Origin of the sequence: Rhizobium sp. R635, from assembly GCF_002211285.1 — a bacterium.
Lineage (GTDB): Bacteria > Pseudomonadota > Alphaproteobacteria > Rhizobiales > Rhizobiaceae > Rhizobium.
Genome location: NZ_LOKX01000009.1, coordinates 11,977 through 24,565 on the forward strand (window position 1 = coordinate 11,977; position 12,589 = coordinate 24,565).

Sequence of the window (12,589 nt, forward strand, 5' to 3'; positions counted from 1 at the left end):
TTTTTCGCTGGTTACCGAAAAACCGCCTTCTGGGCAATGCTGCGGCCTCGGCCCCGGCTCGCATGCCGGGGTTCTGAACAACAAAAGCCGGCGCGGCCATCGGGTTCCCCAATTAGTTTGCCGGCGCAAGCCGCGTGACAACGCCCATGTCGTCGCTCTCGCGCACCTGCTTCAGATGTTCCTCGGCCTGCGTGGCCTCGCGCTGGCGGTTCCACATCGAGGCATAGAGGCCGTTCATTTCGAGCAGGGCGGCATGTGTTCCGCGCTCGGCGATCTCGCCGCTTTTGAGCACGATGATCTCGTCGGCGCCGATGACCGTCGAAAGCCGATGGGCGATGACGAGCGTCGTGCGGTTTTTCGAAACCACGTCGAGCGCCGTCTGGATTTCCCGCTCCGTCGTCGTGTCGAGCGCCGACGTCGCCTCGTCGAGGATCAGGATCGGCGGCGCCTTGAGGATGGTGCGGGCGATTGCCACCCGCTGCTTCTCGCCGCCCGAAAGCTTGAGCCCGCGTTCGCCGACCTTGGTCTCGAAACCCTCGGGCAGCATTTCGATGAAATGGGCGATCTGCGCTACCTCGGCCGCCGCATAGACTTCGCCGTCGCTGGCCGATGTCCGGCCGTAGCGGATATTGTAGGCGACCGTATCGTTGAAGAGCACGGTATCCTGCGGCACCATGCCGATGACGGAGCGCAGGCTCTTCTGCGTCACACCGCGAATATCCTGGCCGTCGACGGTAATCGTGCCGCTCTGGATGTCGTAGAAACGATAGAGCAGGCGTGACAGCGTCGATTTGCCGGCGCCCGACGGGCCGACGACGGCGACCGTCTTGCCGGCCGGCACCTCGAAGGAAATGCCTTTCAGGATGGGACGGGCCGGATCGTAGGAGAAATGCACGTCCTTGAAGGAAATCGCACCCTGGCCGATCCGAAGCTCGGTGGCATCGGGCGCGTCCTTGACCTCGGCTTTCACTTCCAGGAGATCGAACATCTGCTCGATGTCGGTCAGGCCCTGGCGGATTTCGCGGTAGACGAAGCCGATGAAGTTGAGCGGCGCGGAAAGCTGCAACAGCATCGAATTGACGAAGACGAAATCGCCGACCGTCTGCTCGCCGCGCTGCACGGCCAGCGCCGAGAGCACAAGCATGATCGTCGTGCCGATGCCGAAGATCACGCCCTGGCCGAAGTTCAGCCAGCCGAGCGAGGTCCAGACATCGGTCGCCGCCTTCTCGTAGCGCTCCATCGACTTGTCGAAGCGCTTCGCCTCCATCTCTTCATTGCCGAAATATTTGACGGTCTCGAAATTGAGGAGCGAGTCGATCGCCTTGGTGTTGGCGTCGGTATCGCTGTCGTTCATCGACCGGCGGATGGCGATGCGCCAGTCGGATGCGCGGATCGTGAACCAGATATAGGCCCAGACCGTGAAGGCGGTGACGGCCAGATAGGAAAAGCCGTAGCCCCACCAGAAGATCGCGGCCGTGAGCAGGAACTCGATGACTGTTGGAACCGAATTGAGGATCGTGAAGCGCACGATCGTCTCGATACCCTTGGTGCCGCGCTCGATGATGCGCGAGAGACCGCCCGTCTTGCGCTCCAGATGAAAACGCAGCGACAGCTCGTGCATGTGCACGAAGGTTCGGTAGGCGAGCTGGCGCACCGCATGCTGCCCGACGCTGGCAAACAGCGCATCACGCAGCTGGTTGAGGCCGAGCTGGATCAGCCGGGTGACGTTATAGGCGATGACGAGCGCGATCGCGCCCGCAAGCAGCGGCGGCACGGTGCCGGCGAGATCCATCCTGCCGTTCAGCGCATCGGTCGACCATTTGAAGAAATAGGGGACGAGCAGCAGGACGAACTTGGAGATGAGCAGGTAGACCGAGGCCCAGACGACACGCATCTTGAGATCGGGCCGGCCGGCCGGCCACATATAGGGCCAGAGGTTGAGAAGCGTCTGCAGCAGATGGGATTCCGAGACTGTCTTGCCGTTTGCCATGCCTGTCTCCAGTCCGGATGGGACTTGCCGCGGTCGCGGCGCTTCGATGCCCGGCAGAGCGCGGACCGTGGGGCGTGCCTGAAAGCGTTTCCCGCGATCCTAAGCCGCCATCGCCAGATAAGGTGCCGGCCGGACGAATACAACACGTGCGGGGTTCTGGAAAAGATAAGCCGGGCGGTTACCCGCCCGGCTTGCTCAACTTGTCCTTGCCAGCCTCAGAGGCGCTGGCCGGAAAGGCGTTTGCGGTGCAGCTCTTCGGCGTTCGGCAGCACATCCTTCGGCAGGCCGAAGATCTGGCCCGGGCGGATGCGATCGGGGTCGGTGATCTTGTCCTCATTGGCGATGTAGATCGTCGTATAGCGAACGCCGAGCCCATAGGTGCGGCGCGAAATCTGCCACAACGTATCGCCGCGGCGGATGATGACGGCCGCGTTGTTTGCCGTCAGCGGCGCCTGCTCGATCGTCTTCGGCTCGTTGCTGGCCGCATCGTTTGCGGCGGGTGCCGCCGGCGCGGGCTGAGCGGTGAGTTCGGCGATCAGGGCGCCGAGCCGCTCGATTGCGGCGCCGACGGATTTCGCATCCTTCGGCAGGCCCTGAAGCAGTGTCAGCGCATTCGAGGCCGTCCGCGAGGCGGAGCCGGATGCCTGCTTGAAAGCCTCGGACGCATCGGTTTCCGGCCGGAAGTCGGTGACGGAGCGCAGGGCAAATTCCGTTGCCGAGCGCGCAGCTGCAAGCTGTTCGACGCCCGGTTGTTTGCCGTCCGCAAACAGACCCTTCAGCAGGCCGAAGGCCTTGCCGGCTTCGGCCTTGCGCTTGCCGAGTTCGCCTTCGTCGAGGGGGACCAGCGAAGCGGCGCCGTTCGCGTCGGCGGGAGCCGATTGCGCGGCGACCCTCACCTGATCGCCCGCCGGACGGTTGAAGTTCACGGCGGCGCGCACGATCACCTTGCCCGTGGGGTCGACGACATCGACGCGGATCTTGTGGTCGCCGACCGAGAGCGCCGCCACGCCGTCGATGACGAAATGGCCGTCTGAGCCGGCCGTGTCCTGGCCGATGAGGTTGTCGTCGGCATAGCCGAGGACCTTGGCATTGGCGCGGGTCGTGCCGGCAATGAAGATCTTGTTACCTTCGATCTCGACGGCGTTGACCATCACATCAGGCGCGACTGCCTTGTCGGGTGCGGCCGTGCCGGGAGCGGCGGTCTCGCTATTGGCGCTGCCGGAAGAGGCTTCGGTCGGGTTCGGTGTCTGCAGCGCCAGCTCGCCGGTCGGCGCGGCGGCCGCAGGAGCCCCAGCCGCAGCCGAATTGTCGGCAGGCGACGGATTGGAGGCATCGGCGACTTCCGTTTCACCCTTCGGCGCGGTGATGATGCGGCTCGCCGCGCCAGGTTTGGAAACCATGGCGAGCAGATTGGCGCCGTTGCCGTCCTTCGGCACGGAAACGGTCGCGACCTCTTCGGAAAGCGTGCTCTTGCCATCCTTGCCCGTGACCTTCAGCACGAGCTGGTGATCGCCTGCGGGAAGGGGATTGTCGAGGACGGCGGCGAAATCGCCGCTCGCATCGACATTGGCCGTCGTCACCACCTTGTCACCGTCGAGCACCTCGAGCTTGCCGTTCGGTTCGGCGGAGCCGGCAATCACGGTGGAACCGTCAGGTTCGACGCGCAAGATGTCGAAGGCCGGAAGCTTCGGGCCGGTATTCTGCGCCGGCGTATTCGCCGCAGAGGCGGCAGGCTCTGGCGCACCGGTCAGCGCTGCCTCGGCCTTGGCGACGGCGGCAAGCGCATCGGCGGCATTCTCAGGGAGCGCCTGAACGATGGCGAGCGCCTTCGCGCCGCCGTCCTTGGCCTTGGCGGCTACGGTCTGGGTGGCGGGATCGACGCCGTCGGGAACGACAAAATCGGCAAGCGCGGTCAATGCTTTGACGGCCTTGGTCTTGGCGGCGGTGAAGACGTCGATGGCCGGCCCCTTGCCGTCGGCAAACAGTGTCCTAAGTTCGCTGAGGGATGTGCCGGCATCGGCGGAGAGGCGGCCTACCTGTTCGGACACGGCAGCCGAGTCCGTTACCGCGGAGCGTGATGTCTTTGCCGCCTCGTTAACCGTGTTCTTGAGTTCCGTGCTCGCTTGGTTGATGGCATCGCCGACTTTGGTTGCATCGCCGCCGATGCGCGGCATGACGAAAAACACCATCAGTAAGATTGCGATTACGAGCACTGCAAGGGCCAGCAAGCCGGCACGGTTTTTCATCATTATGTCTCCCAAGGCGGCAATTTGCCGTAGTAACCAAAATTGCTAGCGATTCCCGTTGCTTTTCACAAGCATTCAAAGCAATTAGGCAAGCTAGGCACGCTGCTTTTCAGTCAATTTTCTTGACTGCATTGAAATGGAATAGTTGTTTCGCCTCTATGACCGAGCAATCTGTATCGATTCGATCCATCTGCGTTTACTGCGGCTCCAGGCCGGGACGCGATCCCTCGCACATGGCGGCCGGGCGTGCTCTCGGAAGAGAGATCGCCGAATACGGCCTGCGCCTCGTCTATGGCGGGGGCACCAAAGGCATCATGGGCGCGGTGGCAAGCGGCGTGCTTTCAGGCGGCGGTCAGGTCACCGGCATCATTCCCGAATTCCTGATCGATATGGAAGCGACGCGCCACTCGCTCGGTCAGCTCAACGAACTCATTGTAACTCCTGACATGCATGCGCGCAAACATACGATGTTCGAGCGCTCCGATGCCTTCGTCGCCCTGCCGGGCGGCATCGGCACGCTGGAGGAAATCGTCGAGATCATGACCTGGGCACAGCTCGGCCGCCATGAAAAGCCGATGGTTTTTGCCAACATCAACGGCTTCTGGGATCCGATGATGGAGCTGCTGCGTCATATGACCGGCGAAGGCTTCGTCCACACCGCCCATCGGGTGCAGCCTTTGGTCGTCGACGATGTCTCCGGCATCATTCCGGCGATCATGGCCCAGGCCGCCCAGCTCGCCGCCGATCGTGACGGCGAAGATGAGGTGATTTCCAAAATGTAGGCAGGGCAGCAGCCCCTGGCGCTGATTAGCCTTTCGCGGACCTATTCAGCTATAGGCTGAAACAAGCTCAGTCACCTGATGCCGCATCCACCGGTTGGCGGGATCATTGTCGCTTGCCGCCGACCAGACCATCGATATCGGGCTCACCGTCAAATCGAGGGGAACCTCGGCGACCGCCAAGCCGAACAGGCCGGCATAGCGCTTCACGATTCTGGTCGGCAGGGTCGCGATCAGGGGCGCTTCGAGGACGGCGGTCAGCACGGTCAGGAATTCCGGCGCAGCCACCGACACGTCGAGTCGCACGTTGATCCGCTTCAACGCATCATCGATGCATCCTTCGATGGCGTCCTTCTGGGAAACCAGGGCATGCTTCAGGCCGACATAGCTGTCGCGGTCCAAAGTTTCGGGAAGATCAAGAAGCTTCGGATTGTAGCAACACATCAGCGATTGCTCGAACAGCAGGTTCCGCCGGTGTCTGTTGTTGCCGTCATTGTAGCAGCCGACGCCGAGGTCGATGATATTGTCGTCCAGGAGCTTATGGACCAGCTCGGGGTCGACCGCTCGCGCAAGCACTTTGATACCGGGGGCCGTCTCGCTCAACATAGCGGCGAGACGCGGCACGAGCAGCACCTCAAGCTCGCTGGAAAAGCCGATGCGGAATATCTGCTCAGCCCGGCCCGGCTCGAAGGTCGCCGGCGTTACGATCGCCTGCTGCGTGCGGGTGAGTATCTGCTCCACGGCTTCGGCGAAACGCAGCGCCCGATGGGTCGGCTGCATGACCTGGCCGACACGCACGAACAGCTCGTCCTGAAGCAAGATCCGTAGAGTGCCGAGATTATGGCTCATGGCGGGCTGCTGGATTTTCAGCCGGACAGCCGCCTTCGTCACGCTCCGCTCCTTCATGAGGGCATCGAAGGCGACGAGGAGGTTGAGGTCGAAAGACCACAAATTGAAATGATCGATGGAGACAATTTCATTCATCGATTTGATCGTTGCATGAATTGTCCCTACTGTCCATAGCCATCAGACAGCGCTGTCCCGGTTCAGTTCAACTCGAAAGGAAATTCCATGAGCGATCTTGGAAAGGAATATCGTATTGCCGGCGTGACGGTCAGAAAGGTGCTGGAGCAGTATCTGCACAACGTTCCGCCCTCATTTCTCTACCCGACCGCCGGATCTGAGGAAATCAAGGCGGTTGAGCCACGTCTTTCCGCCATCGATATGGAAGAGGGCCGCGATGCCCTTGTGGTGAGCATCCATAGCTGGCTTGTCAGGACGCCCGACCACGTCATCCTCATCGACACGGGTTCGGGTAACGATAAGGAAAGACCGCGCAATCTCGCTTTCCATCAGCAGACCCTCCCGTTTCTCCACAGGTTGCGCCAGGCAGGTGTCGAGCCCGAAGACGTCGACTTCGTCATAAATACCCATCTCCACGTCGATCATTCCGGCTGGAATACCGTTCTCGAAGACGGAAGATGGATCCCCACTTTCAAAAACGCACGCTACATCTTCCCACGCGCCGAGCAGGAATATTATGCGTCGACGGCAAGCCACAACGACGTCAACATTCCCAGCGCCGGCGTCTATGAAGACAGCGTGCGACCAGTGATCGAGGCGGGTCTTGCCGATTTCATCGACGGTGCAGGCGGTCGTTTCCTGGATCACTTTACCTTCTTGCCGACGCCTGGGCACAGCATCGGCCATATGTCCGTTCTGCTGGAGGCGGACAATCAAGCGGCAATCTTCGCCGGCGATGTCATGCATCATCCGATCCAGGTGGAACGGCCCGACCTCAACACGGTCTTCTGCGAATTCCTGGATCAGGCTACCCAGTCCAGACGGCGCGTCCTCGAACTCGCGGCCGATAATCGCGCCATGTACTTCTCCACGCACTTTCCAGGTTCGTCTGCTGGATATGTAACCCGCGACGGCGAAAAATTCAGGTGGTCCTATGTCTGACAACAAGCTCGCATCTTCAGCTTTTGACGCCGGCGAAATCGTATTCGACGAGCATTACGTTGATAGCGGAACCGATGGCATCAAGCTCTATATCCGCAATAAGCGAAGGAAGGACCACAAAGTCTTTCTCGCGGGGAAAACGATCGTGATGGTGCATGGGGCAACCTTCTCGTCCGGAAGTCTTTACGACGTTCCCTTCAACGGGATGTCCTTCATCGACTTCCTCGCTCATCGAGGCTTCGATGTCTTTGCGGTTGATGTCCGGGGCTATGGAAGATCGACCCGCCCGCCAGAGATGCAGGCGGCGCCCGATCTCAACCCGCCTCTTGTCGCCACAGACACCGGCGTCACCGACTTCGCAACGGCCATCGATTTCGTCCTTCGACTTCGCGACCTCAAGAACGTTAACGTCTTTGCAATGTCGTGGGGCGGTACCGTGGCCGGTGCATATGCTGCGCGCAACCCCGACAAGGTCGTCAAGCTCTCCTTGCTCGCGCCGCAATGGCTCAGTGACGTTGCCATCCCCATCGATCAGGGCGGCGCGCTCGGCTCCTACAGGCTTGTTCCCGTCCATGCGGCCCTGGCGCGTTGGCTAGGCACCGCACCCGAATACGCGCGTGAACGTCTTGTGCCTGAGGGCTGGTTCGACCTCTGGGCCGCACTGACCCTCTCGGAGGAGCCGTCGCAGGCCGACAGAGAGCAAGGCAAACTCCGGGCCACCAACGGGCCGATCCAGGACATCCGCACCTACTGGAGAGCTGGAGCGCCCTATTATCGGCCAAGCGAGATTCGCGCGCCGGTGCTGTTGTTGCACGGCGAATGGGACATCGACGTCCCGCTCGAGCTAGCGCGGACCTATTTCGAGCAACTGACCGGTGCCTCCTACAGGCGATGGGTGGAAATCGGGGAGGTGACGCATCTCGCCCTCATGGAGAGCCACCGCATGCAGGTCTATTCCGAGGTTGCCCGCTTCTTCGAGGAAGATTTCAAACCGGAATAGAGTCTGAACGACGTGGCTCCGGGATCGAATCCGGAGCCCGCTTCCTCCATCAAGCCGGCCGCGCGTTCACGTCCATCAAACCAGTCGTTCCCATGATAATTCTGATCACCGCAATCCTGGATGCCGGACGAAGTGCCGTCGACATCGCCATATTCACCTTTCTGCCGCTAATGATCGTGACCTTTTCGCTGATGCGCTACCTCGAGGGCATGAGCGCACTGCGATCAATCGCCGGCAAGGCCAACCTGCTCTTCAGACTTTTCGGCCTGGACGGTTTTGGGGCCTTGGCGATCATCCAGCTCAGCCTCGTAAGTTCGGCTGCCCCGGTTGCTGCCCTGTCGCTGATGGCGCACAAAAGAACATCGGATAAATTTATGGCCGCCGCCTTTGCGGCGGTGCTTGCGGCTGCGCCGGCAAATGCCAGTTTCCCGCTCGCAAGTATCGGTATCGATCCCGGCTTGATCACAATAAACGGCGTTTGCGGAGCGCTCGTTGCGTCCACTCTCGCCTGTTGGATCGTTGGGCGCCGTTCCTTGCCCGGAAAGCCCTCTTCCTGCGACAGGGCGGAGGACCACGACGTGACAAGGCGCGATCTGCTGGCGGCGATAAATCGCGGTGGCGCAGATGCTATGGGCGTCGTTTCTGCGATCCTGCCGGTGCTCGTGATCTCATTGGCTCTTGTAAGGCTTACCGAAAGCACAGGCGCACTTTCCGCCTTCACGTCCGCTGCGCAGCCATTGCTTCAGCTGCTCGGCGCCTCGCAGCAGGATGTCCTCTTCCTGCTCACAAAGTGCCTGGCAGGATCGAGCGCAACGGTCACCCTGCTGCTTAACGCCCACAAGGAACTGAGCCTTCCGCCGGAGAAAATCATTCACGGATCCGCATTTCTGCTGAACCCTCTCGATCTTCCCGGCCTATCCATTCTTGTCGCTTCAGTGCCGGCGCTCCGCTCGGTGGCGAGGGTTGCCATCTTGAGCGCATTGACCGGAATTCTCGTCCGCACAGCGCTGCTATCCTGGCTTTGAGCCAACGCTCCGGCTTGCGCTGAGAGAACGGCTACATTCTTCCGCGGCTCCCCCGCAGCATCGACCAGCTATAGAGGAACAGTCCCGCCCAGATCAGCGCGAACGCGATCATGCGCGCCGTGCCGAGCGGCTCCTGGAAGACGAAAACCGCAATCAGGAAGATCATCGTCGGCGCGATATACTGCATGATGCCGATCGTCGAGAGCTTCAGGAGCTTGGCGCCATTGGCATAGATCATCAGCGGTACGGCGGTGATGACGCCGCAACCGAGCAGCAGCGTCGTGTCGGCAAGGCCGGTGCGGTAGAAATGGCCCTCACCGGTGGCGAATTCGAGATAGAGGATGTAGAGGAGGGCCGGTCCGCTGAGGAGCAGCACTTCGAGGAAAAATCCCTGGTTCGGCCCGAGCGGCAGCGTCTTGCGGAAGAGGGCATAGAACCCCCAGGAGATCGCCAGCGTCAGCGCCACCCATGGAATGCCGCCGCTATCGAAGGCAAGAATGGCGACGGCAAGGGCCGCAAGCGCGATCGCGCCGATCTGCAGCGGCTGCAGCTTTTCCTTGAGGAGCACGGAGCCCAGAAAGATGCTGAACAGCGGATTGATGAAATAGCCGAGTGCGGCATCGAGCGAATGGCCGGCGCCGATCGCCCAGACATAAGTGCCCCAGTTGACGGTGATCAGCGCCGCCGTCAAGGCACCCATCGCCAGCATGCGCGGAGAGCGCAGCGCGGTGCGGATATCCCCAGTGCGCCCGAGCACGATCAGCACGATGCCGGCGAGCGGCAGCGACCAGACGATGCGGTGCGCGATCACCTCGGCCGGCGGAATATGCGCCACCGCCTTCATGTAGATCGGCAGGAAGCCCCAAAGCAGATAGGCCGTCAGCGCGAAGGCGAAACCGCGCGGACTATCTTCGTTCTTGATCAGCGGAGCGGATACATCGGTCGACATCGAGTGTTTCCATCTTTGTTCTTCTTCTGATCCGGCCTAGCTTAAGCGCCGTGAATAGGCCAATTCATTTCGTTGAATGAAGGGTAAGGGGATTTGAAGCGGATGGCGGAAGAATGAACGGATGACAGCGGCAAAGGCTGGTATCGCCTCCTAAAGTTTGAATCCTCTTCCCGACTGCCGCGGGCAGCCGGACCAGTTGAGGGAACAAAACTGCAAACCCGCTGATACGATCCGCGCATTCAGTTGACAGGCCCGGCAGGTTCTTTCATCTGGAGCGCCAAACGCCAGATCAGGAGCCTCTCATATGAAACTTACCGTACGCCCGGCAACGCCTTCAGACGCGGCAACGATCCTGCGATTTGTCCGCGAATTGGCCGATTATGAAAAGGCGATCCACGAGGTCGAGGCGACCGAGGAGAGTACGCGTGCGGCGATCTTCGGCGACGGTTCCGTCACGCATGCGCTGATCTGCGAACGCGAGGGGCAAGCCATCGGCATGGCGGTTTATTTCTTCAGCTATTCGACCTGGCAAGCGAAGAACGGTCTTTATCTGGAGGATCTTTACGTAACACCGGATGCGCGCGGCTCGGGCGCCGGCAAGGCGCTTTTGCGGCGCCTGGCGCAGATCGCGCTGGAGAAGGGTTGCGGCCGCTTTGAATGGAGCGTGCTCGACTGGAACGAACCCTCGATCCGTGTCTACGAGGCGATTGGCGCCGAGCCGCAGAAGGAGTGGATCCGCTACAGGATGGCGGGTGAGACACTGGTGGCGTTTGCCCGCGGTTAGGTCAGTCGTTGTACCCTCACGCTGAGGCAGGTCGGGGCATCTTTGACGATCTGGCCGATGCTGGCGGAACAGACTTATTCCGCCGCGATCTTGCCCGCCAGTTGCCGGTTCTTCATCAGCTTGTAGATGACGGAATCCATCAGCGCCTGGAACGAAGCGTCGATGATGTTCTCCGAGACGCCGACCGTCCACCAGCGCACGCCGTCGCTGTCGGTGGATTCGATCAGCACGCGGGTAATGGCCGCCGTGCCGCCATTGAGGATGCGCACCTTGAAATCGGCGAGGACGAGATCGTCGATCTCATGCTGGTATTTGCCGAAATCCTTGCGCAGCGCCAGATCGAGCGCGTTGACCGGACCTTCTGCTTCGGCAACCGACATCAGCGTCTGGCCGTCGATGGCGATCTTCACCACGGCTTCGGAGACGATCTTGATGCGGCCGTGCGAGTCGAAACGCCGTTCGATCATCACCCGGAAGCCGTCGATGGTGAAGAATTGCGGGATCGTGCCGAGCGTGCGGTGTGCGAGAAGCTCGAAGCTCGCATCCGCGCCCTCATAGGCATAGCCGGACGCTTCGCGTTCCTTGACGATCGAGATCAAGAGGTCGAGCTTCGGATCGTCCTTGGCGACGATGATGCCGCGCCGCTTCAGCGCGTTGATGAAGTTCGCCTTACCGCCCTGATCCGAGACCATCACCTTGCGGAAATTGCCGACGCTTTCCGGCGGCACGTGTTCGTAAGTGCGCGGATCTTTCAGTAGAGCCGAAGCATGAATGCCGGCCTTGGTGGCGAAAGCGGAGGCGCCGACATAGGGCATCTGGTGATCGGGCGAGCGGTTGAGCAACTCGTCGAAGGCATGCGAGAGCCGGGTGAGGTTCAGCAGCCGCTCCTCGTCGATCGCCGTTTCGAAGCGAGAGGTGTAGGCGCTCTTCAACGCCAGGGTCGGGATCAGCGTCACCAGATTGGCGTTGCCGCAGCGCTCGCCGATGCCGTTCAAAGTGCCTTGGATCTGCCGGACGCCCGCCTCGACGGCAGCGAGCGAATTGGCGACCGCCTGGCCGGTGTCGTTATGGGCGTGGATACCAAGACACTGGCCGGGAACGCCGGCGGCGATTACCGCTTCTACGATGGCGCGAACCTCCGGCGGCTGCGTGCCGCCATTGGTGTCGCAGAGCACGACCCAGCGCGCGCCACTTTCATAGGCCGTCCTGGCGCAGGCGAGCGCATAGGCCGGATTGGCCTTGAATCCATCGAAGAAATGCTCGCAATCGACGATCGCCTCCTTGCCCGCGCCAACCGCCGCCTTGACGCTTTCGGCGATGCATTCGAGGTTTTCCTCGTTGGTGCAGCCGAGCGCGACTGCGACATGATAGTCCCAGCTCTTGGCGACGAAACAGATGGCATCGCTCTTCGATTGCAGCAGCCCGGCAATGCCGGGATCGTTGGAGACCGAGACACCCGCCCGCTTCGTCATGCCGAAAGCGACGAAGGCGGCCTGGATGGTGCGCTTCTCGCTGAAGAAGGCGGTATCCGTCGGATTGGCTCCGGGATATCCGCCCTCGACGTAATCGAGGCCGAACTCATCCAGCATGGCGGCGATCGCAATCTTGTCCTCGACCGAAAAGTCGATGCCGGGCGTCTGCTGTCCGTCCCGGAGCGTCGTGTCGAAGAGGTAGATGCGTTCTTTCATGTCGTTTCCTCCCGGCAAGCGGGTGTTGTTGTACTACGGATGCTGCCCCTCATCCGGCTGCAGCCACCTTCTCCCCGTTCTGACGGGGAGAAGGGACATGCCGCACCGTTTCGCAGGGCACGTCCCCTCTCCCCGCGAGCGGGGAGAGGGCTAGGGTGAGGGG

General features: G+C 61.3%; 10 protein-coding genes. 5 read left to right on the top strand and 5 right to left on the bottom strand.

The window, feature by feature from the left end; all coding sequences use genetic code 11:
- Positions 1 to 112 precede the first annotated feature (112 nt).
- On the bottom strand, positions 113 to 1,990 hold the full coding sequence (locus ATY78_RS08970; protein WP_088681996.1) for an ABC transporter ATP-binding protein/permease: 1,878 nt from the start codon (positions 1,988 to 1,990) through the stop codon (positions 113 to 115).
- 215 nt (positions 1,991 to 2,205) lie between these two features.
- Positions 2,206 to 4,239 carry a LysM peptidoglycan-binding domain-containing protein gene (locus ATY78_RS08975; protein ID WP_088681997.1) on the bottom strand — a complete coding sequence of 678 codons (2,034 nt, stop codon included), beginning with the start codon at positions 4,237 to 4,239 and terminating at the stop codon, positions 2,206 to 2,208.
- Positions 4,240 to 4,394: 155 nt separating this feature from the next.
- Between ATY78_RS08975 and ATY78_RS08980 the strand changes: the two genes are divergently transcribed.
- Positions 4,395 to 5,018, top strand: a complete 624-nt coding sequence (locus ATY78_RS08980; protein WP_088681998.1) for a TIGR00730 family Rossman fold protein — start codon at positions 4,395 to 4,397, stop codon at positions 5,016 to 5,018.
- 45 nt (positions 5,019 to 5,063) lie between these two features.
- Here the strand turns inward: ATY78_RS08980 and ATY78_RS08985 are convergent, their stop codons facing one another.
- Complete coding sequence (locus ATY78_RS08985; RefSeq protein ID WP_088681999.1) at positions 5,064 to 5,999, bottom strand: LysR family transcriptional regulator; 936 nt, start codon at positions 5,997 to 5,999, stop codon at positions 5,064 to 5,066.
- Positions 6,000 to 6,086: 87 nt separating this feature from the next.
- On the opposite strand from ATY78_RS08985, the gene ATY78_RS08990 reads away from it, so the two are divergent.
- The 3 genes from ATY78_RS08990 (at position 6,087) to ATY78_RS09000 (ending at position 9,005) form a co-directional block, all read left to right on the top strand.
- Positions 6,087 to 6,980: an MBL fold metallo-hydrolase gene (locus tag ATY78_RS08990; RefSeq protein ID WP_088682000.1), complete on the top strand. Its 894-nt coding sequence runs from the start codon at positions 6,087 to 6,089 to the stop codon at positions 6,978 to 6,980.
- Entirely contained in the window at positions 6,973 to 7,980 is a 1,008-nt protein-coding gene (locus ATY78_RS08995) for an alpha/beta hydrolase (RefSeq protein ID WP_088682001.1), read from the top strand. The genes ATY78_RS08990 and ATY78_RS08995 overlap by 8 nt, the downstream gene beginning before the upstream one ends.
- Before the next feature lie 92 nt (positions 7,981 to 8,072).
- A complete protein-coding gene (locus ATY78_RS09000) occupies positions 8,073 to 9,005 on the top strand; it encodes a hypothetical protein (RefSeq protein WP_088682002.1) in 933 nt (310 codons plus the stop codon).
- Positions 9,006 to 9,036: 31 nt separating this feature from the next.
- Here ATY78_RS09000 and rarD read toward each other — a convergent pair whose 3' ends face one another.
- On the bottom strand, positions 9,037 to 9,954 hold the full coding sequence (gene rarD, locus ATY78_RS09005) for an EamA family transporter RarD (protein ID WP_088682003.1): 918 nt from the start codon (positions 9,952 to 9,954) through the stop codon (positions 9,037 to 9,039).
- A 304-nt stretch (positions 9,955 to 10,258) separates the two neighbouring features.
- Between rarD and ATY78_RS09010 the strand changes: the two genes are divergently transcribed.
- Positions 10,259 to 10,738 (top strand): GNAT family N-acetyltransferase, encoded by a 480-nt coding sequence (locus ATY78_RS09010; RefSeq protein ID WP_088682004.1) that lies wholly within the window; start codon positions 10,259 to 10,261, stop codon positions 10,736 to 10,738.
- A gap of 74 nt (positions 10,739 to 10,812) precedes the next feature.
- Here ATY78_RS09010 and cimA read toward each other — a convergent pair whose 3' ends face one another.
- Positions 10,813 to 12,426, bottom strand: coding sequence for a citramalate synthase (cimA, locus tag ATY78_RS09015; protein WP_088682005.1), 1,614 nt, complete (start codon positions 12,424 to 12,426; stop codon positions 10,813 to 10,815).
- Positions 12,427 to 12,589 lie beyond the last annotated feature (163 nt).